This window comes from Streptomyces virginiae, assembly GCF_000720455.1.
Classification (GTDB): domain Bacteria; phylum Actinomycetota; class Actinomycetes; order Streptomycetales; family Streptomycetaceae; genus Streptomyces; species Streptomyces virginiae.
Window position 1 is genome coordinate 303,043 of the sequence record NZ_JOAK01000016.1, and the last position, 22,171, is coordinate 325,213.

General features: G+C 72.5%; 20 protein-coding genes. 9 read left to right on the forward strand and 11 right to left on the reverse strand.

Annotated features, from left to right (window positions below; translation table 11 throughout):
• Positions 1 to 36 precede the first annotated feature (36 nt).
• Genes IG86_RS0123630 through IG86_RS0123640 form a run of 3 tightly spaced genes read left to right on the forward strand, consistent with a single transcriptional unit; the run spans position 37 to position 3,706 of the window.
• Positions 37 to 1,020, forward strand: coding sequence for an ABC transporter ATP-binding protein (locus IG86_RS0123630; RefSeq protein WP_037848237.1), 984 nt, complete (start codon positions 37 to 39; stop codon positions 1,018 to 1,020).
• A complete protein-coding gene (locus IG86_RS0123635; protein ID WP_030822042.1) occupies positions 1,017 to 1,772 on the forward strand; it encodes an ABC transporter permease in 756 nt (251 codons plus the stop codon). The genes IG86_RS0123630 and IG86_RS0123635 overlap by 4 nt, the downstream gene beginning before the upstream one ends.
• Complete coding sequence (locus tag IG86_RS0123640) at positions 1,769 to 3,706, forward strand: TOMM precursor leader peptide-binding protein (protein ID WP_030899371.1); 1,938 nt, start codon at positions 1,769 to 1,771, stop codon at positions 3,704 to 3,706. The genes IG86_RS0123635 and IG86_RS0123640 overlap by 4 nt, the downstream gene beginning before the upstream one ends.
• Positions 3,707 to 3,774: 68 nt before the next feature.
• On the opposite strand, the gene IG86_RS0123645 is transcribed toward IG86_RS0123640, so the two are convergent.
• On the reverse strand, positions 3,775 to 3,948 hold the full coding sequence (locus tag IG86_RS0123645; RefSeq protein WP_007268044.1) for a thiazolylpeptide-type bacteriocin: 174 nt from the start codon (positions 3,946 to 3,948) through the stop codon (positions 3,775 to 3,777).
• A 172-nt stretch (positions 3,949 to 4,120) separates the two neighbouring features.
• On the opposite strand from IG86_RS0123645, the gene IG86_RS0123650 reads away from it, so the two are divergent.
• Together IG86_RS0123650 and IG86_RS0123655 are read left to right on the forward strand one after the other, a co-directional pair.
• Positions 4,121 to 5,383 (forward strand): amidohydrolase, encoded by a 1,263-nt coding sequence (locus IG86_RS0123650; protein ID WP_030899375.1) that lies wholly within the window; start codon positions 4,121 to 4,123, stop codon positions 5,381 to 5,383.
• Between the two features lie 90 nt (positions 5,384 to 5,473).
• Positions 5,474 to 6,013 carry a hypothetical protein gene (locus IG86_RS0123655; protein WP_030899377.1) on the forward strand — a complete coding sequence of 180 codons (540 nt, stop codon included), beginning with the start codon at positions 5,474 to 5,476 and terminating at the stop codon, positions 6,011 to 6,013.
• Between the two features lie 26 nt (positions 6,014 to 6,039).
• Here the strand turns inward: IG86_RS0123655 and IG86_RS0123660 are convergent, their stop codons facing one another.
• From IG86_RS0123660 to IG86_RS0123675, 4 genes are all read right to left on the reverse strand, one after another.
• Positions 6,040 to 7,029 (reverse strand): hypothetical protein, encoded by a 990-nt coding sequence (locus IG86_RS0123660; RefSeq protein ID WP_045936698.1) that lies wholly within the window; start codon positions 7,027 to 7,029, stop codon positions 6,040 to 6,042.
• Between the two features lie 38 nt (positions 7,030 to 7,067).
• The gene (locus IG86_RS40095) at positions 7,068 to 7,586 is read right to left on the reverse strand and encodes a hypothetical protein (protein ID WP_051785358.1); all 519 of its coding nucleotides are present in this window, start codon (positions 7,584 to 7,586) and stop codon (positions 7,068 to 7,070) included.
• A 107-nt stretch (positions 7,587 to 7,693) separates the two neighbouring features.
• The gene (locus IG86_RS0123670) at positions 7,694 to 10,111 is read right to left on the reverse strand and encodes a proprotein convertase P-domain-containing protein (protein ID WP_037848241.1); all 2,418 of its coding nucleotides are present in this window, start codon (positions 10,109 to 10,111) and stop codon (positions 7,694 to 7,696) included.
• 112 nt (positions 10,112 to 10,223) lie between these two features.
• Complete coding sequence (locus IG86_RS0123675; RefSeq protein WP_234316085.1) at positions 10,224 to 11,837, reverse strand: phospholipase A2; 1,614 nt, start codon at positions 11,835 to 11,837, stop codon at positions 10,224 to 10,226.
• 186 nt (positions 11,838 to 12,023) lie between these two features.
• Between IG86_RS0123675 and IG86_RS40100 the strand changes: the two genes are divergently transcribed.
• The 3 genes from IG86_RS40100 to IG86_RS39010 all read left to right on the forward strand — a co-directional run bounded on the left by IG86_RS40100 (position 12,024) and on the right by IG86_RS39010 (position 14,895).
• Positions 12,024 to 12,752 (forward strand): hypothetical protein, encoded by a 729-nt coding sequence (locus IG86_RS40100; protein WP_157854871.1) that lies wholly within the window; start codon positions 12,024 to 12,026, stop codon positions 12,750 to 12,752.
• A 104-nt stretch (positions 12,753 to 12,856) separates the two neighbouring features.
• On the forward strand, positions 12,857 to 14,335 hold the full coding sequence (locus IG86_RS0123685; protein ID WP_030899381.1) for an MFS transporter: 1,479 nt from the start codon (positions 12,857 to 12,859) through the stop codon (positions 14,333 to 14,335).
• Between the two features lie 161 nt (positions 14,336 to 14,496).
• On the forward strand, positions 14,497 to 14,895 hold the full coding sequence (locus IG86_RS39010; protein ID WP_030899384.1) for an ATP-binding protein: 399 nt from the start codon (positions 14,497 to 14,499) through the stop codon (positions 14,893 to 14,895).
• Here IG86_RS39010 and IG86_RS41425 read toward each other — a convergent pair.
• From IG86_RS41425 to IG86_RS0123715, 6 genes are all read right to left on the reverse strand, one after another.
• A complete protein-coding gene (locus IG86_RS41425) occupies positions 14,816 to 15,214 on the reverse strand; it encodes a helix-turn-helix transcriptional regulator (protein WP_078848300.1) in 399 nt (132 codons plus the stop codon). The genes IG86_RS39010 and IG86_RS41425 overlap by 80 nt on opposite strands.
• 102 nt (positions 15,215 to 15,316) lie before the next feature.
• Complete coding sequence (locus IG86_RS0123695; RefSeq protein WP_030899385.1) at positions 15,317 to 15,583, reverse strand: DUF6296 family protein; 267 nt, start codon at positions 15,581 to 15,583, stop codon at positions 15,317 to 15,319.
• Positions 15,584 to 15,795: 212 nt separating this feature from the next.
• The gene (locus IG86_RS0123700) at positions 15,796 to 16,311 is read right to left on the reverse strand and encodes a copper chaperone PCu(A)C (protein WP_030899388.1); all 516 of its coding nucleotides are present in this window, start codon (positions 16,309 to 16,311) and stop codon (positions 15,796 to 15,798) included.
• Positions 16,312 to 16,361: 50 nt separating this feature from the next.
• On the reverse strand, positions 16,362 to 18,737 hold the full coding sequence (locus IG86_RS0123705) for a heavy metal translocating P-type ATPase (RefSeq protein ID WP_030899392.1): 2,376 nt from the start codon (positions 18,735 to 18,737) through the stop codon (positions 16,362 to 16,364).
• A complete protein-coding gene (locus tag IG86_RS0123710; protein WP_030822083.1) occupies positions 18,734 to 18,976 on the reverse strand; it encodes a hypothetical protein in 243 nt (80 codons plus the stop codon). The genes IG86_RS0123705 and IG86_RS0123710 overlap by 4 nt, the downstream gene beginning before the upstream one ends.
• Before the next feature lie 105 nt (positions 18,977 to 19,081).
• A complete protein-coding gene (locus tag IG86_RS0123715; RefSeq protein WP_030822086.1) occupies positions 19,082 to 20,488 on the reverse strand; it encodes a short-chain fatty acyl-CoA regulator family protein in 1,407 nt (468 codons plus the stop codon).
• 380 nt (positions 20,489 to 20,868) lie between these two features.
• On the opposite strand from IG86_RS0123715, the gene aceA reads away from it, so the two are divergent.
• Complete coding sequence (gene aceA / locus IG86_RS0123720) at positions 20,869 to 22,158, forward strand: isocitrate lyase (RefSeq protein ID WP_030822089.1); 1,290 nt, start codon at positions 20,869 to 20,871, stop codon at positions 22,156 to 22,158.
• Positions 22,159 to 22,171 lie beyond the last annotated feature (13 nt).

Genomic DNA, 22,171 nt, shown 5'->3' on the forward strand with positions numbered 1-22,171 from the left:
CAACCCGTACGACAGACACAGAGGGACGCACGACCCATGACGACAGACACCACCCAGCCGCCCGACTCCCCGGCCATCGCCGCCCAGGACGTCCACAAACGCTACGGCGACCGCCGGGCGGTGGACGGGGTCTCCCTCGACGTGCGCCGCGGCGAGTTCTTCGGGCTCCTCGGCCCCAACGGGGCGGGCAAGACCACCCTCATCGAGATCATGGAGGGGCTGCGGCAGGCCGACGGCGGCACGGTCACCGTCCTCGGCCAGAGCCCCTGGCCCCGCAACACCGCACTGCTGCCACGGATGGGCGTACAGACCCAGGCCTCGGCCTTCTTCGTACGGCAGAGCGCGCGCGAGCACCTCGCCACCGTCGCCGGCCTGTACCGCCGCGACCCGGCGGCCGCGGACCGCACACTGGAGAGCGTCGGGCTCACCGAGCAGCGCGACGTCCTGGTGGAGAACCTCTCCGGCGGCCAGCGCCAGCGCCTGGCCATCGCCTCCGCCCTCGTCCACGAACCGGAACTGATCTTCCTGGACGAGCCGACGGCCGCCCTGGACCCGCAGGCCCGGCGCGACCTGTGGGAGGTGCTGCGCGCCCTGAAGAGCCAGGGCCGCACGATCGTCTACACCACCCACCACCTCGACGAGGCCGAGGCGCTGTGCGACCGCGTGGCGATCCTCGTCGGCGGCCGGATCGCCGCCCTCGACTCGCCGCACCGGCTGGTCACCGCGGCCGGCGCGCCCGCACGCCTGCTGCTGCCCGTCGGCCGGCTCGGCGTCGAGGAGGCCGCGGCGCTGCCCGGCGTGGACCGCGCCGTCCTCCAGGGCGGCTCCCTCGTCCTGGAGACCGCCACGCCCGGCAAGGTGCTCCAGGCCGTGGACGCCCTCACCGGGCTGGACGGGGTCATGACCCGCACGGCCACGCTGGAGGACGTCTACCTCGAACTCACCGGCGCCGCACACGCGGCCGCCGGGCACATCGGCCCGCAGGCCGGCCCCCACACGCAGACGGAGCACCAGGCATGAGCGCGTACACGGCCCTGACCGCCGCCGGCTACCGGGCGCAGGTCCGGGACAAGGCCACCCTCTTCTTCACCTTCGCCTTTCCGCTGCTCTTCCTGGTCGTCTTCGGCCTGATCTTCAGCGGGCAGGACGTGGAGGAGACCGGCCGCCCCTACATCTCCTACATCGCGCCGGGAGTGATGTCCTGGGGCGTCGCCAACGCGGCCGTCTTCGGCATCGCCTTCACCCTGATGCAGTGGCGCCGAGACGACCTGCTGCGGCTGATCCGGCTGACGCCGACCCCGCTGACGACCGTGCTCGCCTCCCGGTACGTCCTCGCCCTCGCCGTGGGCGTGGTGCAGGCGGCGGTGTTCATCGCGGTGGCCGTGCTCCCCGGCTTCGGCCTGGTCCTCGACGGACGCTGGCCGCTCGTGCTGCCCGCCCTCGTCCTCGGCATCACGGCCTTCCTCGCCATCGGCGTGATCGTCGGCACCTACGCCAACACCCCCGAGGCCGTCGCCGCCATCGCCAACTGCCTGATGGTGCCGATGGCGTTCCTGTCCGGTTCGTTCCTGCCGCTCGACATGATGCCGTCGTGGCTGCGGTCCGTCTCCCGCGTCCTGCCCCTGCGCTACCTCAACGACGCCGCGACCGGCGCGCTCACCGGCACCGGATCCCTCACCACCATCGGCACCGGCTGCGCGGCACTGCTCGGCTTCGCCCTCCTCTTCGGCGCGATCGGCCTCAAGACCTTCCGCTGGAGCAACCGGACATGACGACGACCGCGCCACGTCCGCCCGCCCCCGAGGGGACCCCCCTGGAATCCGCCCGGCGCGACCTCGCCCGGGCGCTGGAGCCGCTCGGCGCCGTCGTGGTGACCCTGGGCGTGCACGACGCCCTGGGGCCGCGCGCCGCCGACCCGTTCGCCGCCGTCCGGCCGGCCGCCGGCGTCCACCTCAGTGCCAGGGAGGTCCTCGTCGGCCCGTGGGGCGGCGACGGCAGCGCACCGGCCTGCGGCCAGTGCCTGGCCATGCGCCGCCAGCGGCTGCGCAGCCGCAGCGAGCGCGACGCGCTGGAGACGGGCAGCGGCCCGGGCACGCCCACCGGCCCCGAATGGCCCCGGCTGTCCCCGTACGCGCACGACGCGGTGTACGCGCTGCACGAAGCCGTCCACGGCGGGCGGGTCACCGCACCCGCCGGGCCGGCCGCCGACCGGGCCCTGCCCCAGGTGTCCCGGCTGGACCTGGAGACGCTGCGGATCCGGACGTACCCGCTGCTGGCCGACCCGCTGTGCCCGGACTGCGGCCCGCGGGGCACCGACGCGCCACGGCCCTTCACACCCGCGTCCAGGCCCAAACCCGACCCCGGCGCGCAGCGGCTGCGCCCCGCGTCCTCGTACCCGATGCCGTACGCGGCACTCGCCAACCCGGTGACGGGCGTCCTCGGTGGCGGCACCTGGCTGAACGTCACCTCACCGACCACCGCACCGGTCGCCGGCAGCGTCTTCATGCGCGGCTACGCCGGCCTGACGGACGTCACCTGGAGCGGGCAGGCCAACAGCTTCACGGCCAGCCGCGACCTGGCCCACCTCGAAGGGCTGGAACGCTACGCAGGCACCCACCGCCGCACCGGGAACGCCCTGCTCACCGCCAGTTACGCGGAGCTGGGCGAGCGGGCGCTGGACCCGGCCGAGTGCGGCTTCTACGCGCCCGCGACCTACCGCGACGACCCGCTCGTGTCGCCCTTCGACCCCGAGCGGCCGATCCCGTGGGTGTACGGGCACTCGCTGCGCGACGACCGGCCCGTCCTGGTCCCGGCCCGGCTGGTGCACTACAGCGCCGGTCTCGCCGCCGACAACTTCGTCTTCGAGTGCTCCAACGGCTGCGCCATCGGCAGCTGCCCGGAGGAGGCACTGCTCGGCGCCCTGCTCGAACTCGTCGAGCGCGACGCCTTCCTGCTCGCCTGGTACGGGGGACTGCTGCTCACCGAGATCGACCTGGCGAGCGTGCCGGGGACCGCGGTGCGCACGATGGCCGACCGGGCGGCGCTCCAGGGATACGACGTGCACGCCTTCGACAACCGCGTCGACCTGGCCGTCCCGGTGGTCACCGGGCTCGCGGTGCGGCGCGACGGCGGCCCCGGGCTGTTCTCCTTCGGAGCCGGCGCCGCCCTCGACCCGGCGACGGCGGTGGAGGCCGCCCTGTCGGAGGTGCTCACCTACATCCCGCACCTGCCCCGGCAGGTCGAGGAGCGGCGCGGCGAACTGGAGGCGATGGCAGCCGACTTCGGCAAGGTGCAGCACCTGAAGGACCACGCCCAGCTGTACGGACTGCCGGCGATGGCCGAACACGTCCGGCCCTACCGCGAGCCCCTGGCCGTACGCGCGATGGACGAGGTCTACCGGTCCTGGACGGACCACGGACGGCCCCGCACCGGCGACCTCCGCGACGATCTGCTGTGCGTCGTCGACGAGTTGGTGCGCGCCGGACACGACGTCATCGTCGTCGACCAGACCACCCCCGAGCAGCGGCGGATCGGCCTGCACACGGTCTGCGCGGTGGTGCCGGGGCTGCTGCCCATCGACTTCGGCTGGTCACGGCAGCGCGCCCCGTACCTGCCGCGGCTGCGCACCGCGCCGCGCAGGGCCGGACTGCGGACCGCCGACCTCGCCGACTCCGACGTCCGCCGGGTCCCGCACCCCTTCCCCTAGGGCGGGCGGATGCCCCGGCTCCCGCACGTGCGGGGACCGGGGCATCCTTGCGTCCGCGGCCCGACGGGTCAGGCGGAGCAGGAGGTGGTGCTGGTGGTCGAGGAACAGGTCGAGGTGGAGCTGCAGCTCGTGGAACCGGCGAGCACGACCTCGCTGGCGTCCGAGTAGTCGGAGATCTCGAAGGTCTCCGACTCCAGCTCCAGGATCTCGTCCGCGAGCGAGGCGAGGGGCGACTTCTCCATGATGACTCCTTGTGACGGTCCGGTGAGGGGACGGCGCCGGGCTGCGCCGCGCCTGCCCCCATCAGAGCGGGTGCCGCCGTCACCGGACCCTTCGTACCTCTGACACTCCTCTGACACGAGGTGTCAGCGCCCTGACGTGACCGCCCCCGGCCCGTCGGCCGATCATGGCTCCATGACCGGCCACCACACACCTCTGCCGCTCACCCGACTCGACGCGCACCTGCGGGACCTGACGGCCTTCTACCTGGAACTGCACCGGGACCCGGAGCTGTCGGGAGCGGAACGGCGTACGGCGGACCGCTTCGCCGGACGCCTGGAGTCGGCGGGGTTCGCGACCACGCGGGGCATCGGCGGACACGGCGTGGCCGGCGTGCTGCGCAACGGGGACGGGCCCACCGTCCTGCTGCGGGCCGAACTCGACGCGCTGCCGGTACGGGAGACCACGGGGCTGCCGTACGCGGCCGACGGGGAGGCGGCGCACGCCTGCGGGCACGATCTGCACCTGGCCGCGGCGGCCGGCGCGGCCCTGCTGCTGGCGGGGACGCCGCAGGCCTGGCGGGGCACCCTGGTGGTGGCCGGGCAGCCGGCCGAGGAGACGCTGGAGGGGGCCCGGGCGATGCTGGCCGACGGCCTCTACCGGCGGTGCGGCCGGCCCGACGACGTCCTGGCCCAGCACGCGGCGCCGCTGCCGGCGGGGATGGTCGCGCACGCGTACGGGCCCGTGACGGCGGGCAGCGTCACCTTCCGGGTGGTGGTGCACGGCCGGGGCGGCCACGCGGGCGCCCCGCACCTCGCCGTGGACCCGGTGGTGGCGGCCGCGCACGTGGTGACCAGGCTCCAGACGGTGGTGGCGCGGGAGACCGCCCCGGCGGACCAGGCGGCGGTGACCGTCGGCTCCTTCCGGGCGGGGGAGCGGGCGAACGTCATCCCGGACCGCGCCGAACTGGGCGTCACCGTAAGGGCGGTGAGCGAGGCCTCGCTGGCCCGGGCGGCCGCGGCCGTGGAACGGATCGTGCGCGGCGAGTGCGCCGCCGCGGGCTGCCCCCGCGATCCGGAGGTCGTCCGGCTCTCCGCCTCCCCCGTCACCCACCCGGATCCGGGGCTGACGGCGGCCGTACGGGAGGCGCACGCGGCCGAGTTCGGGGTGGAGCGGGTGGCGATGTGGCCGCCATCGCTGGCGACGGAGGACTTCGCCCTGTTCGGCGACGCGGGGACGCGGGTGCACGGCGAGCGCGGCATCCGGCTCGGCTACTGGATGGTGGGTACGGCCGGCCCGGCCGCCTGGTCCCGCGCCCCGGGCGCGACGGCGGCGCAGAAGATGGCGGCCCTGCCGGCCAACCACGCCCCGGACTTCGCCCCGGACGCCCGCACCGCCCTGCCGGCCGCCGTCCGAGCCCTGACCAGGGCGGCCCTGGCCCGCCTGGGCCGTCCTTGAGACGATCACGCCCCATGTGGTGGAACCGAAGGCTCCGGTCCGCTCGTCCCAGCTCCTGTACCACGAGCAGACTTGGAGATCCGTCCCACCATGGCAACACCGCACCACCCGGCCGGCCACGGCCCCGCGACCGGCAACCCGTACGACGCTCCGCGCGGTCAGGCCCACCCTCCGGCCTGGGGCAGCGCCGCCGCCGCGCCCGGCGGTCACGGATCCGCGTATCCCGCGGGCCCGGTTCCCACGGTCTGCCGCGCGTGCGGCGGGCAGACCGCCGTGAACTTCAAGGTCCGCGCCCACACGGGCATCCTCATCATGATGAGGTTCGAGCACCTGGACGGACCGTTCTGCCGGGACTGCGGCTTGGCCGTGGTCCGGCAGATGACCTACAGGACCCTGATCCTCGGCTGGTGGGGACCGCTCTCCCTGGTGATCCTCAACCCGCTCACCCTCGTGTGGAACCTGGTCGCGCACCTCAAGTACCGCGCGCTGCCCCCTTCGGCTCCGGTCCAGGGGCGTACCCACCTCGACACGGGGCCGCCCGTCCTGCGACGGCCGCTCGCCTACGTGGCCCTCATCCCCCTGGCGTGGGCCGTGTGGGTCGTCACCCAGATCGTGTCCCACTCCGCGTGAGCCGGAGCCCGCACGGGCGGTGGCGGTCAGCGGCCGGCCTTGCTGCCGGCCGCGTCCACCGCGGCGCCGTTGCGGGACCGGATCGGGTCCAGCGTGCCGAGGTGCTGGGCGATGAGCGCGGTCTGGAGCCGTGACTCCTCCTTGAACCACACGTCGACCAGACCGGTCTGCGTCTTGCAGTCGACCTCGGCGACGGCGACGGCGATCTCCTCCGGAGAGGGGCGGCCCTCCACGTGGGGCACCCGGTTGGCCGCGTCGAACGGCGTCGTGAGGCCCTTGTGGCCCTTGCCGTCCATGCACTGCGACCACTCGCCCAGGGCCTTCGTGACGGCCGGCAGCTTCATGGACTCGGTGAAGGAGTTGCCGTTCAGCTCGGCGACGAACGTCAGGTCGTCCTGCGTGGGCTTCTCGATCTGCCGGGCCGCCCAGTTCGTGCAGCCGCCCTCGTGGAGCTTCTTGCCGTTGTACGAGTCGCGGGCGCGCTCGGGGGCCTGCTGCGGCGCGCCCTTGGCGGCGGCGGCGGGCAGCTTGTGGCCGGTCAGGACCTCGAACTCCGCCGGCTCCAGCTCCGGGACCTTCTGCCGCACCGGCTCCGTGGTCTCCCCGGGCAGGCCGTACCCGTGGGCGGCCGCCGCCTCCCGGTCCGTGAGACCGTAACGCCGTTCCATGTTCGCGTCGTTGTCGCTGGGCGGCGGGTTCGTGCCCTCCACCGGCAGCTGGACCGGGAGGCCGTAGTCGGCCATGCACCGCTCCTGGAGCCGGCGCACGGCCCCGTCGAGGACGACGGTCTCCTCGAAGGTCTGCATGTAGGTCTCGAGCGGCAGGGTCAGCCCCCGGGCCAGGCCGCGCTCCGGGGTGGCCTTGGGCCACTTGGCCCTGTCCACCAGGGGCCGGTCCCCGGCCGCGGGCGCCGCCGGCGTGACGGACGACGTGGCGCCGCCGGCGCAGGAGGTCAGCAGGCTGGTGGCCGCGACCACCACGATCGCGGCGGCGGATGCGCGCTGGTTGAACTTCACGGTCTCGGCTTCCTTACGCAGGGGGAGGGGCGAGCGGGTCAGGCGAAGTGCTGGGAGGCGTTCTCGTTCTTCAGCGCGGAGATCAGGTTCGACCAGGGGCAGCTGCCGTAGGGCTCCCGCTTCTGGAAGTACTGGGAGGTGCCGCCGTAGCCGGAGTTGAAGTACACGCGGTAGGCGTCGGTGCCCGAGCAGTTCTGCACCGAGGCGGCGTTGTTCTTCATGTACTGCCAGGAGCCGGTGCCGTTGCCGTTGAAGACGTACCGGAAGGTGGTGAGCGTGGAGCCCTGGTACTGGCTGGTCCCCGTGTAGTCGCTGACGTTGCCGTAGAACTGGGCCCAGCTGGAGGTGTAGGAGCCGTCCTTGATGGCCAGTTCCTTGGAGTTGTAGAAGAGCATCAGCAGGGGCTCGTTGGCGCAGTTGATCCAGGTCACGTCGCAGTTCGAGGTGACCTTGTGCTCGGCCGCCTGCGCGCTGCCGGCGGTGGCCGCGACCAGGGCCGTGGCCGCCGTGACCGTGGCGAGCGCGGTGCCGAGGCGGGCGCGGGAGGTCTTCTTCATGAGCGGAGGAGCCTTTCGTGTCCGGGGCGGGGGCGGCGCGCCCCGCACCTCGCGGGTGCTCAGGGCGCGCCGTTCGCCGTCGGTCGTCGGGGGTGCCGGGAGCCGGCTCAGAACCTGACGACGAAGTTGTTGACCGTGCCGGTGTTGCCGGTGATGACGTCGTCGACGCGGAGCTTCCACCAGCCGTTGACCGGCAGGTCGGTCCCGTTGACCGTGTAGGTCTTCTTGAAGACGCCCGACCCGGTGGACGTGCCGCTCGTGCCGGCCGCCTTGAGGGCGTGGAAGGAGCCGTCCGGGGCGATCAGGTCGATCTTGAGGTTGGACAGGGCCTGGTGCTCGACGTGCACGAACACCTGGAGCTTGTCGGACCCGACACCGGACAGGCCGTCGGCCTTGGTCCAGATCTCCGTGTAGTTCTTGTCCGGGATCGCCTTCACGGTCTGGTTCTCGTACGAGGGGAAGCTGAGCGACCAGCCCTTGAGGTCACCGGTGGAACCACCGGCCGAGTCGGTGACCTTCAGCGTCCACGTGCCGTTCGCGGTCGCGTCGGTGGCGTCCACTCCGTAGGTGGTCTGGAGGGTGCCGCCGGCCTCGGAACCGTAGGGCTTGAGGGTGAAGGACTGGTTGTCGGGGCTCGTCAGGACGAGCCGCAGGTCACCGATCTTGGTGTGCGTGAGGTTGGTGTAGACCTGGAGCGGGCCGGAGGCGTTGCCGGGGATCTCCGAGACGTTGATGGTCGAGGAGAGGGTCCCGGTGTCGGGGATGACCTGGCTGGTGGTCTTCTCGAACGGCGTCGGGAAGATCAGCGACCAGGTGGTCAGCTTGCCCGCGTCGCCGTCGTCGGTGTCGGTCATCCGCAGCTTCCACTCGCCGTTGGCGGGCGAGTCGGAGGCGTCCACGGCGAACTGCGCGATGATGTTGTCGGCGCCGTCGGAGGCGCTGGCGTTCTTGAGCAGGTACGTCTTGCCGGTGGGCGAGAGGAGTTCCAGCTTGATGTCGCCCCGGTAGGCGTGGGTGATGTTGACGGACGCGGTGAGGTTCTTCGGCGCGTTGCCGGGGTACTCGGTCACGGTCACCGGCGAGACGACCGGCGTGCCGGGCGTGCCCGCACCGGTGGGGGCGTCGGGGATGTTCACGTCGAGGTCGTTGTCGACCTGGAAGGAGCGGGGCTTCTTGTCCGCCTCCGGCTTCGGCTCGATCGCCGTGACGGCCTTGCCGAGGTCGATGCGGGGCGTGCTCGTACCGCTGTAGGTGACCGAGGCGGCGCTGGTGGCGAGGAGCGACACCAGGCTGTCGATGCCCTCGGTGGGGTAGGTCTGCTTCAGCACGGCCAGGGCGCCGGCCACGTGCGGGGCGGCCATCGAGGTGCCGTTCTTGCTGGCGTAGGTGTTGCCGGGCACGGAGGAGACGATCGAGGTGCCGGGGGCGAACAGGTCCAGCAGCGGACCGCGGTTGCTGAAGGTGGAGACCTGGTCGTCATCGGTGGTGGAGCCCACCGTGACGGCGGAGGACACGCAGCCGGGGGCGCTGACGGCGTCGGTGTAGCCGTTGTTGCCCGCCGCGACGACGGTGGCCACGTTCTCCGTGAGCAGGCTGTCGATGATCGGCTTGCGGGGGTCGGCGGCGCAGGCCGTCGTCCAGCGTCCGCCGCCCAGGCTCATGTTGGCGGCGACGATGTTGGTGCCGGCCTTCTTCAGCGCGTGGACCTTCTCCAGTCCCTTGATCTGGGAGCTGGTGAAGCTGAGCACGCACGGGCTGGCTCCGGCGCCGCAGTACTCGTCGGAGTTGAACTTCGAGAACACCTGGACGGCGACGATGTCCGCGCCGGGGGCGACACCGCGGGTGGGCGCCCCGCTGATGCCGGCTCCGTTGCCGGCGGCTATGCCGGCGACGTGCGTTCCGTGGGAGCACGCGGTGCCCAGCGTGGCGCAGGCGCCGGCCTCGGCGTCGGCGCTGCCCGGGCCCGCCTGCTCGGCGCTGCCGTTCGGGCAGAGGCTGGTGGCGCCGTAGCTCTCGTCGTTGACGGAGAAGCAGGCCTCCGTCTTGACGCGGCCCGACAGGAACGGGTGCTTGGTGGCGACGCCGGTGTCGAGGACCGCGACGGCCGTGCCGGCGCCGGTCTTCCCGGCGGCGGCGGCCTTGTCACTGCCGATCTTGACGGTGGACTCGTTCAGCGTCGGCGGGACCGGGACGTCCTCGGTGACGCTGAGGACACCGGGCTTGGAGTTCAGTGCGTCAAGACCCGCACGGTTCACGCGGAGGGTGACCATCGGCAGCGTGTCGTACGACACGAGGGTCTGGCCCGCCTCGGAGGCCGAAGCCAGGTCCGTGCGCTGGTCGGTGACGACGTTGACGCGGACGGTGCCGCCGCTCGCCGTCTCGTCGAGGAGCGGCGGGTCGACCGGGCCGGTCGGCGCCGCGGAGGCCGGGCTGGTGCCGAGCAGCGGGTTGGCGGGCGCCGGTATCGCGGTGAGCACCAGGGCCGCCGCGGTGGCGGTCACCAAGGCCCATACGGGTCTTTTCACTTACTGCTCCAGGTCGTGAAGGGGTATTCGGGCGCGCAAAAGGGGGCCGGGCAGCGAAGCTTTCTCGTTGCCGGGCCCCCTCGTGTTCAACGGGGCCGGGACAGCTGACGGATCAGGTGGCGTTGGCGCCGTTCTTGGGGCGTCCGAAGTAGAAGACGGCCGTGTAGTAGGTGTAGGCGGTCGACCGGCAAAGACCCTTCCAGAAGTAGGCAGGGCAGGTGTTGTTGTACAGGATGTTGTAGAACGCGACATCGACGGAAATGCCCTTGTTGCGGTCCAGGTAGTAGCTGTAGCCCTTGTAGCTGTTGCCGATGGTGCCGTAGCCGTAGTCGTGCGAGTCGCACGCGGCGCGGAAGTCCCAGCCCGAGGGCTTGTCGGCGGCGCTGGTGCAGTGGTCGTGGTTGATGCCGATCACCCAGGCCTTGGTGGGCGTCTGCTTCCAGTACGGGTTGTGCCAGCCGTAGTGGGCGACCTTCGTGGCGCAGCCGCTGTACTGGTACCACATCCACGACACGGCGGTGGAGCAGTAGCGCGGGTACGCCTGCGGGTCGGTGATCTCCGAGCCCTTGAAGTCCGAGGCGGCCGGGGTGATGCCCTCACCCTGGGAGATGCTGGGGGCACCCGACATCGCGCTGCCCGCGACCGGGACGGTGCCGGTGGTCTCCTGCGCCTGCGGGGCGGCGGCGTCACCGGAGAACGTCAGCTCCCAGCGGGCGCCGTTGTCCGAGGTGGCGGTCGCGACGCGGTCGCTGCCGTCGTAGGTGTAGGCGTTGAGCTCGCTGCCCTCCGCCGGGTTGGTGACCTTCCGCAGCAGACCGGAGGTGTCGTAGGAGTAGCGGGCCAGCGTCTGAACGGTCTGGTCGACGGTGAGGGTGATGTCCTTCACCTGGCCGTTCACATCACCGAGGGCGCTGCCGGAAGCGGTGGTGGCGGTGGCGTAGTTGACCTTCAGGGACTGCGCCGGGGTCTCCCCGCGGGCGGGCTCCTTGACGGTGGAGACGCGGCCCGCGGAGTCGTAGGCGACCGTGGACTGCTGGAACGCCTTGCTGCCCACGGCGGTGACACGCCAGTTGTCGCCGCCCCCGCCGACCTGCTTCCACGTGAAGGAGGTCTTCAGGTCGGCCGCGGCGATCGGGTTGCCCGACTGGTCGACCGGGGCCTGGTCACCGGACTCGACGGTGGTCAGGTTGACGTTCAGGGTCTCCACGGCGGTCGTCTTCAGCGTACCGAGGAGGTCGTCCCAGGTGATGCTCTCGACCACGGTCGAGCCGTCCGCCGACTTGTACGTGTTGACGCTGCCGCCGTTGGGGCCCGCGACCGAGTCGGTCAGGTCGTAGCGGGTGGACTCGTTGGTGTCCAGGTACGTCGTGGTGATCGCACCGTTGCCCGTGGTCAGCTTCCGGTTGAGCTGCCCGCCGAGGAACTCGGCCTCCCAGCTGGGGCCGAACACACCCAGATCGGAGCGGGTGGTGGGGGCGTCCTGGGCCTGCGAGACGCCCTGGGCCTGACCGACGATCGTGTGGGAGCGGCCCATGAGGCCGGCCGGCACGTCGTTCTCGGCGATCTGGTAGCTGTTGCTCTCGGACACGTACATGCCCGGGCCGATGTTCTGGATCTCGCCCTGGGCGAGGGGCTGCGTGGGCAGCTCGGTGGCCGAGGCCATCTGCTGCGGGAGCAGCAGGGCCAGGGACACGGCGGCCACGACCGGGAGCGCAATTCTGCGCATGGGTGTTTCCCTCTCGATCAAGTCGACCGGCGGTGATCGACAAACAGGACCGTAGGGAGGGCTTTTGTTGTCCGCAAAGCATTGCCGAGCCGATCAAAACACCGGGTTTTGTTGATTGTTGGGGCCCGGACACGATGAGTACGAGTACTCATTCACAAGGTGTTCGGCGTCGCGCATGATTCCTGCATGCGATCGACGACTCTCTTGAAGCCCGTACTGGCGGCCGCCCTCGGCTGCCTGGTCCTTTCCGGTTGCGGCGCCCAGAACGACACCCCCGAACGGGCCTCCGCGGGCAGCACGGTGGGCGAGAACGCGCAGGACCCGTCGTCGCCGGGCGACGATCAGGAGGTGCGCTTCCTCGCCCTGATGACCCGTACCGCGCAGGGCTGCAGCCCGGACGCGCCGAACGCCACGGGCGGTGGCGGCGTTCCCAAGCCGGAGGACCTGCCGGGCGCGGAGGCCGTACCCACGCCGAGGTACGGGCCGGGCCAGACCCCGCCGGGCGTCCCGAACGCCGACGGCGACATCCCCGTACCGCTGGACGACGCCGCGCCCCCGTCGAAGCCGGCCACCGGCTCCGCCTCGCCCGCCACGGCCCCGGAGGTGCCGCTGGCCGGTACGGAGAAGTGCGTGGGCAGTGAGCACGCGAAGCGGGTCGGCGAGGCCTTCAAGGGCACGAAGCCGGCCGACTACGAGGCGATGCACAAGCAGCTGACGGGACTCGACTACCCCGCCTCGCGGATCCACCGGATGCCGGACCGCGCGGGCGCGCCCCGGGTCAGGATCGACCTGCGCGCGATGGGCGGCCACGTGGCCCTGGAAGTCACCGCAGACGGCGGCGGGGTGGTCGCCGAGGCGTTCGGCGCTCCGGAGACGGAGGACGTGAAGGTGACCGACGTGACCCGCGGCAGGTGACCGACGTGACCCGCGGCGGGTGACCGACGTGACCGGGGTGCGGGCCCGGACGCGCCCGCGTCCCGACCCCGTTTGCTCCTGATCGGCGGGGGCAGACGCCCGGCATGTCCGGGACAGGAGTGTCGACGACCATGGAAACCGTCACCACGAAGGTGCCCGCCCGACTGGACCGGCTGCCCTGGTCACGGTGGCACTGGATGATCGTGATCGGGCTCGGCACGGTCTGGATCCTGGACGGCCTTGAAGTCACCGTCGTCGGCAGCATCGCCAGCCGCCTCTCCGAGGACGGCAGCGGCCTGCCCATCACCGACGCGCAGGTCACCGGTCTGGCGGCCGCGTTGTACGTGGCGGGCGCGTGCTCGGGGGCGCTGTTCTTCGGGCGGCTCACCGACCTCTTCGGCCGCAAGAAGCTCTTCCTGATCACGCTGGCCGTCTACCTGGGGGCGACGGCCCTGACCGCCCTGTCCTTCTCCGTCTGGTGGTTCTTCCTCTTCCGCTTCCTGACCGGCTTCGGCATCGGGGGCGAGTACGCGGCCATCAACTCGGCGATCGACGAGCTCATCCCCAGCAAGTACCGGGGCCGTGTCGACCTGATCATCAATGGCAGCTTCTGGCTCGGCGCCGTCGCCGGGGCCCTGCTGTCGGTGGTCGCCCTCAACACCGAGCTGTTCGCACCGTCGGTGGGCTGGCGGCTGACGTTCGCCCTCGGGGTCGTCCTGGGCCTGGTCATCCTGCTCGTACGGCGGCACGTACCGGAGAGCCCCCGCTGGCTGTTCATCCACGGGCGGACCCAGGAGGCGGAGGACCTGGTCGCGGACATCGAACGTCAGGTGGAGGAGGAGACGGGACGGCGGCTGCCCGAGCCCGAGCGGGCCATCACCATCACGGTGCGGCGCAGCATCGGCTTCGGGGAGATCGCGAAGACGGTGTTCCGCACCTACCCGCGCCGGGCCGTCCTCGGGCTGTCGCTCTTCGTCGGGCAGGCCTTCCTCTACAACGCCATCACCTTCGGCTTCGGATCCATCCTGGTCACGTTCTTCGACGTCTCCAGCTCCGTGACCGGCTACTACTTCGCCGTCGTGGCCTTCGGGAACTTCCTGGGCCCGCTGTTCCTGGGCCGTCTGTTCGACACGCTGGGCCGACGGCCGATGATCGCGGGCACCTACATCCTGTCCGGTGCGCTGCTGTTCGGGACCGCCTGGCTCTTCGGCGCGGGGCGGCTGACCGCCGTGACCATGACCGCTTGCTGGTGCGTGGTGCTCTTCTTCGCGTCCGCCGGGGCCAGTTCGGCGTACCTGACCGTCAGCGAGATCTTCCCGATGGAGACCAGGGCGATGTCGATCGCCTTCTTCTACGCCGTCGGCACCGCGGCCGGCGGCATCTCCGGACCGCTGATCTTCGCCGGGCTCACCTCCAGCGGGGTGGTCTCCGACGCGGTCCTCGCCTTCTCCATCGGCGCCGGGCTGATGGTGGCGGCCGGGCTCGTCGCCGTCTTCTACGCGGTCGCGGCCGAGGGCCGCTCCCTGGAGGACATCGCCACCCCGCTCTCCGCCCGGGCCGCCGAAGCGGACCCCGCCCGCTGACGTCCCGCCCTCCGCCCGCGCGGAGTGACCGAACGTGTACGCAGGTGCACGGACCGGCGGACGAGTGAAGGAGGGGCGGGCGGGCAGGCGCACACAGGAAGCGCAACACCGGAAATGTGCCGGAATGCGATTTTTTCTATGGTTCCAGGAGAGCGGGGTTCATGCCTCTCCAGCTGATACTGCACCTCGATCTGCACGGCCGGAGCGCGGCGGCGCAGGCCCGGCGCGCGACCAGGGCCCACCTCGCCGCTGCCACGACGAGCGGCGACGACCCCCTCCCGCTCCTCACGATGGACACGGCGCTCCTGCTGATCAGCGAACTCGTCACCAACGCCGTCCGCCATACGAGCGGGGGCTGCCTGCTGGAGGTCCGCCTCGCGTCGAACGGGATCGAGATCGAGGTCACGGACACCAGCGACGCGGAGCCGGAATCCAGAAGGCCCGACCGGCGCGGCGAGGGCGGCTGGGGGTGGCACCTGATCAACCGGCTGGGGAGCGACGTGGGGATCCGCCACCACGCGGCGGGAGGGAAGACGATCCACGTGCGCGTCCCGCGCTGACGTCCGCGACCTCACCGGGGCCGGGCGGCCCCGTGAAGAGGGCGAGGAATCCCGCGACGCCGTGGCCGGCTTCGGCCGGATGGCGGAACGTCGTGCCGGGGGTGATCCGGTAGTGGTTGCGGCGCCCCTCGCGCACCCGTCGCAGGTACCCCGCCTCCTCCAGGTCCGCGACGATCGACTGGACCGTGCGCTCGGTGAGCACGCAGGTCGCGGCGACGTCCCGCAGGCGGGCCCCGGGGTCCCGGTGCAGGGTGACGAGCACCCGCGCGTGGCTGGTCAGGAACGTCCACGGCGGTCGGGGGCCCGCGGGTACACCCATGCGTCCACTATGCGCACCCTTTGCTCATCCGGCCTGTTCATCCGGTGTTCGGGACGCGCGCGGGCCTGACCCCGCGGGTCGTCCGGGGCGGCGGTGCGGGCGTCAGGTGACCGCCCGGGCCCGCAGCACGCGGGCGGGCTCCTGGCCCCCGCCCGTCGCCAGCACCCGGACCTCGCCGCCGCTGCTGATCTCCGCCCGGACGATGCCGGTGGCGTCCTCGTAGACGGGGTGCCCGCCCGGCCCCGCCGCGCTGGTGCGGGTCATCCGGACGACGTCCTCGCCGACCCCGTCCGCCGCCGCGAAGACGACCTCGTAGGCCTCCGAGTCCCCGTCCGGAGACCGGGCGCCCTCAGGTTGCACCGTATTCATGGCCGACCCTCCTGCCGTGACGTCTGCCGTTCGCCGGCGGTGGCCGACTCCCCACCTGCCACGCTAAGCCCGGCCCGCCGCTCTGTCCTCACCGGCCGCCACCGCCGCACCGGTGCGGCGCCACTGGTCCTGGCGGGTGAACCACGGGCCGGGGAGCAGGCGGAACACCCGTGCCGGGCAGCGCGGGCCCGGCCTGATCGGCAAGACACGACCTAGTCGCGGGTCCGCACCACGAACGCGACCGCGTCCACCGGTCCGCTGCGGCGGAAGTGCAGCACGAACGGCATGGCGTCGCCCACCTGGCGGCGGGTCCTGACCTTGATCGTCAGGTCCAGGGTGGTCGGCGTCATGACCAGGAAATCGCCCGCCGGGATGTTCGCGGAGGAGACCGTGCGCGTCGCTTCGCCGTCCTCACCGACCCGCTCGTGCCGGTTCAGCGTGATCTCGCCCGCGACCGGCGAGGTCACCCCCACCAACTGGTCGTCGGAGTCGCCGGTGTTGGCGATCCGGAAGAAGGCCGTGGTGCGCTCCTTGCCCGCGGCGGGCAGGAGGACCCGGCCCACGCCGACGTCGATCCGTGCCGGGCTGCCCGCGGCGCCCGCCTTGGTCCAGGCCGTCAGCCCCACCAGCATCGTGAGACAGGCCATCAGGGGCACCAGCGTGGCGAGCAGCCCCTCGCGCAGGCTCCGGCGGCTGGGCCTGCGGCTTTCCGCCACCGCCTTCACCATCCGGTTCACCGCCCGGCAGGCCGTCCGGATCGCAATGCGCAGGAGGTGCATCAACGGGGTGCCTTTCGTACGGGGGTGGCGGGGCGTTTCGGCGCGGGCTGCCAGGTGCGCAGGCGCAGGCTGTTGGCCACCACGAGGAGCGAGCTGGCGGACATCGCGGCGGCGGCGAGCATCGGGCTCAGCAGCCCCACGGCCGCCAGCGGCACGGTCACCGCGTTGTAGCCGAACGCCCAGACCAGGTTGAGCCGGATCGTCGCCAGGGTGCGGCGGGCGAGGCGGACCGAGTCGGCGACGGCCTCGATGTCACCCCGTACGAGGGTCACGTCCGCGGCCCCGATGGCGACGTCCGTGCCGCTGCCCATGGCGATCCCGAGATCCGCCTCCGCCAGGGCCGCGGCGTCGTTGACGCCGTCCCCGATCACCGCCACCCGGCGGCCTGCGCCGCGCAGTTCCCGGACCAGCGCCGCCTTGCCCTCCGGCGTGCAGTGGGCGTGCACCCGCGTGATGCCCAGCTCACGTGCGACGGCCCGCGCGGTGGCGTCCCGGTCGCCGGTGGCCAGGACCGGTTCAACGCCGAGCCGCCGCAGCCGGTCCACCGCCCGGTAGCTGCCCGAGCGCAGGACGTCGCCCAGCGCGATGAGCGCCTCGTCGAAGCCGTCCACCCGCACCAGGACCGGGGTGAGCGCGGCGGCCTCCGCCTCGGCCAGCGCGTGTGCCAGGGAGGCGGGCAGGCCCTCGCCGGGCGTGCGTACCTCCACCCGGCGGCCCTCCACGATCCCGGTGACGCCGCTGCCGGGGACGGCCAGGAAGCCGGTGACCGCCGGCAGCGGGCCCTCGGCCGCGACGCGCTGCGCGTACGCGACGACCGCACGGCCCAGCGGGTGCTCGGAGCCCTGCTCGACCGCCCCGGCCAGCCGGAGGGCCGCCTCGCGGCCGATCCCGCCGGCGGTCCCCGTGACCCGTACGACGGACATGTGGCCGGTGGTGAGGGTGCCGGTCTTGTCCAGGACGATCACGTCGACGTGCCTCAGGGCCTCCAGTGCCTGCGGCCCCCTGACCAGGATGCCGAGGCGGGCACCGCGGCCGGTGGCGGCCATGAGGGCGGTGGGGGTGGCCAGGCCCAGAGCGCACGGGCAGGCCACGACGAGGATCGCGACGGCCGCGGTGACGGCCGCCTGGGGGTCGGCGCCGGCGCCGAGCCAGAAACCGAGCACGGTGACGGCCAGGGAGAGCACGGCGGGGACGAACACGCCCGCCACCTTGTCGGCCAGGCGCTGGGCCCGCGCCTTGCCCGCCTGGGCCTCCGTGACCAGGTGAGTGATCCGGGCCAGGCGGGTGTCGGCGCCGACCGCGGTGGCCTGTACGAGGAGCAGCCCGCCCATGTTGACGGCGCCGCCCACCACCGCCCGGCCGGGACCCACCTCGACGGGATCGCTCTCCCCGGTGATCAGCGACAGGTCCAGGGCAGAGCTGCCCGAGACCACGACGCCGTCGGTCGCGACCCGTTCCCCGGGCCGGACGACGAACCCCTGTCCCGGCACGAGCTCCTCTATGGGCATCCGGCGTTCCCGGCCGCCCTCGCTCACCGTCACGTCCTTGGCGGCCAGGCCGGCGAGGGAGCGCAGCGCCGCACCCGTGCCGCGCCGGGCCCGCGCCTCCAGGTGGCGGCCGGTGAGCACGAAGAGCGGGACGGCGACGGCCGCCTCCAGGTAGACGTGCGCGGTCTCCGTTCCGGCCGAGGGGAGGAGGCTGAACGGCATCCGCATGCCGGGGTCGCCCGCGCCGCCGAGGAACAGCGCGTAGAGGGACCATGCGAAGGACGCGAGGACGCCGAGCGAGACCAGGGTGTCCATGGTGGCCGCCGAGTGCCGCAGCCCGCGGGCCGCTCTGAGGTGGAACGGCAGGGCGCTCCAGACCGCCACCGGGGCGGCCAGTACGAGGCACAGCCACTGCCAGTTGCGGAACTGCAGGGCGGGAACCATCGACAGGACGAGGACCGGCAGGCAGAGCAGGGCGGTGATCAGCAGGCGTTCGCGGTCCTTGCGGGCTTCCTCCCGGGTCGGACCGGCGGGGTCGTCCGGGTCGTCGGGATCACCGGGGCCGGGCGGACCGGTCCGCCCCGTCGGACCGTCCGCAGTGGTGGGGCCGTCCGCGGCGGTCGCGGTCCCCGGTGCGGCCCGCGGCGCGGGCGGCGGCAACAACTCCGCCTGGTATCCCGCCCGTTCGACCGCCGCCAGGAGGTCTCCGGGCGGGACGTCAGCGGGGTGGTGCACGCGCGCCCGGCCCGTGGCCAGATTGACCGCGGCCGTCACCCCGTCGATGCGGGCCAGCCGCTTCTCGACCCGGTTCACGCAGGCCGCACAGGTCATGCCCCGGACGGCGAGGTCGGTGCTCACCCCGGCGACCGTGCTCCCCTCCGCCGTCATCGGTCACCGCCGGTGTGACCGCCCATGTTCCCGCCGCCGGGACCGGACCGCTCCGGGGAACCGGCATCGCCCACGGTGCTCCGCATGCCGGGCGCCACCGGCCCGGCCGCGGAACCGACCCCGTAGGCGAGGGCGAACATCGCCAGGAGCAGCACCACGAAGCCGGTCAGCGCCGGGGGAGGGCCCCACCGCCCCGTGGCCGCGGGCGCCTGGACTGCGGACTGCTGTTCATCGGCCATCGACATTCCCTGATCCGAGGATTCGCTCACGGAGCCACCGCCCCGCCAGTTCCGCGCAGGTGGTCGGATGCCGTCCCGGTCTGGTTCCCGCCGGTTTCCGGCCCGTCAGCCCTTCCCGGGGATCACGGGGTAGGGGATGAAGGTGCTGCTGTTCTCGTCGACGGCCAGGGCCCGGCCCAGCGGCGGGACCGCGCGCTGCGGGCAGTCGAGCCGTTCGCACAGCCGGCAGCCCATGCCGATGGGCGTGGCGGCCGAGACGTTGCCGAGGTCGAGGCCGTCGGAGTAGACCAGCCGGGAGGCGTGCCGGATCTCGCAGCCGAGGCCGATCGCGAAGGTCTTGCCGGGCTCGCCCCAGCCGCCGCGGTGACGGGTCACGGCGCGTGCGGTCCACAGGTACCGCTGCCCGTCGGGCATGGCGGCGACCTGGACGTGGATGCGGCCGGGCGCGACGAAGGCCTCGTAGACGTTCCAGAGCGGGCAGGTGCCGCCCGCGCGGGAGAAGTGGAATCCGGTGGCGGACTGCCGCTTCGACATGTTCCCGGCCCGGTCGACCCGCACGAAGGAGAAGGGCACCCCGCGCAGTCTGGGGCGTTGCAGGGTGCTGAGCCGGTGGCAGACGGTCTCGTAGCCGAGACCGAAGTGGTCGGTGAGCCGTTCGATGTCGTACCGGAACTCCTCGGCGGCCTGTTGGAAGGCGCCGTACGGGAGGATCAGCGCGGCCGCGAAGTAGTTCGCGATGCCGATCCGGGCCAGGCCGTGGGCGGGGGAGCCCTGCGCGAAGTCCTCGGCGGCCAGCCGGTCCAGGTCCGTCCCGTACTCCAGCAGGGCCAGCTGGGTGGCCATCCGGAACGCCTGCTGGCCCGGCCGCAGCCGGCCGGACAGGTGCAGGACCCGTGCCTGCGCGTCGAAGTGGTGGAGCCGCTCGGATCCGGCCGCCAGCCGGATCCCGTGCCGGTCGGCGAGCCGGTCCGCCAGCACGCGCAGCACGTCCCCGCGCCGGACGCCGATCTCCCGGGCGAGGCCCTCGGCGGCGAGGTCGGTGTCGTGCAGGTAGTTCTGCCGCCGGTAGAAGAACTCGCGGATCTCCTCGTGGGGCGAGCGGGGTGCGGCGCCCCCGCCGCCGTCCCTGCCGTCCGCCGTGTCCGCGAGCCGCTCCGCGAGCAGTTGGCCGCGGCGGCCCAGGTCCAGCAGGACGGACGCGACGGCCGGCATCCGGTGGGCCAGCTCGGCCAGGTCGGAGGGGGACACCCGGGCCTCGGCGACCTCCCCGGCGAGGGCCTCGCGCAGGTCGGCCACCAGCCGGCTCGTGTCGCGCTCCGAGAAGAAGCCGGGGTCGACACCGAAGGCCTCGGTCAGCCGGAGCAGCACCGGGACGGTGAGCGGACGGGAGTCGTGCTCCATCTGGTTGAGGTAGCTGGGCGAGATGCCCAGGACCCTGGCCAGTTCGGCCTGGCTCATGCGCCGTTCCTCGCGCAGCCTCCGCAGGCGCGCCCCCGCATACGTCTTGCTCACCCGCACTCCTCTCCCCGGCAGGGCCTCAGCGTACGCCGGTCACACCGTGGCCGGCCTTCGCAAGCTTGGCAAAAACGCCCCGGAAGATTCGCAGAACTTGGCAAACGGCACTCCTTGTTGGCACTCGGTGCCAGTGCCAGAGTCGTCCTGCGGCCCGCCGGACCCCGGCGGCCGAGACGGACGGTCCGGGCGCGATTCACGCCCTGATGTCGGAGATCCCGGCGGTCCGAACCGGCGGCCCGGTGCCATTGCTCAGCTCCGTCCACGGTGGGGCCCGGCGGCCGCGACCCAGATTCAGGCACACGGTGCCAGGGCCTTGTCGTGCCCGACAACGGCATTGGCAACCCGAGCGACTCACACAGACGGAAACGGTGACGGTCATGGCAGAGACGAAGACGACCACGGCAGCGGCCCAGCAGCTCGAACGGCGCTGGGCCACCGACCCGCGATGGGCGGGCATCGAGCGCACCTACACGGCCGGGGACGTGGTGCGGCTCTCCGGCAGCGTCAGGGAGGAGCACACCCTGGCCCGGCGCGGCGCCGAGCGGCTGTGGCGCCAGCTCCACGAACTGGACTACGTCCACGCCCTCGGCGCGCTCACCGGCGGCCAGGCCGTTCAGCAGGTCCGCGCGGGCCTCCAGGCGATCTACCTCTCGGGCTGGCAGGTCGCCGCCGACGCCAACCAGGCGGGCCACACCTATCCCGACCAGTCCCTGTACCCGGTCAACTCCGTCCCGCAGGTGGTGCGCCGCATCAACAACGCCCTGCTGCGCGCCGACCAGATCGCCACCGCCGAGGGCGGCTCCGACACGACGGACTGGCTGGCGCCGATCGTGGCCGACGCCGAGGCCGGCTTCGGCGGCCCGCTCAACGCCTTCGAGCTCACCAAGGCCATGATCGCGGCCGGCGCGGCCGGCATCCACTACGAGGACCAGCTCGCCTCCGAGAAGAAGTGCGGCCACCTCGGCGGCAAGGTCCTCGTCCCGACCTCCCAGCACATCCGCACCCTGAACGCGGCCCGCCTCGCCGCCGACATCGCCGACACCCCGACCCTGGTCATCGCCCGTACCGACGCCCTCGCCGCCAACCTGCTGACCAGCGACGTCGACGAGCGCGACGCACAGTTCACCACCGGTGAGCGCACGGCGGAGGGCTTCTACCGGGTCCGCAACGGCATGGCCCCCGTCATCGCCCGCGGCCTCGCCTACGCCCCGTACGCCGACCTCATCTGGGTCGAGACCGGCACCCCGGACCTGGCCCAGGCCCGCGAGTTCGCCGAGGCCGTCCACGCGCAGTACCCCGACCGGATGCTGGCCTACAACTGCTCGCCCTCCTTCAACTGGAAGGCCGCGCTGGACGACGACCAGATCGCCAAGTTCCAGCGCGAACTCGGCGCCATGGGCTACCGCTTCCAGTTCATCACCCTCGCCGGCTTCCACTCCCTCAACCACGGCATGTTCGACCTCGCCCGCGGCTACGCAGAGCACGGCATGACCGCCTACGTCGACCTCCAGGAGCGCGAGTTCGCCGCCCAGCAGCACGGCTTCACCGCGGTCAGGCACCAGCGGGAGGTCGGCACCGGCTACTTCGACCTGGTCTCCACCGCCGTCAACCCGGCCTCCTCCACCACCGCCCTCGCCGGCTCCACGGAGGAAGAGCAGTTCCACTGAGGCGCCCCGCCCC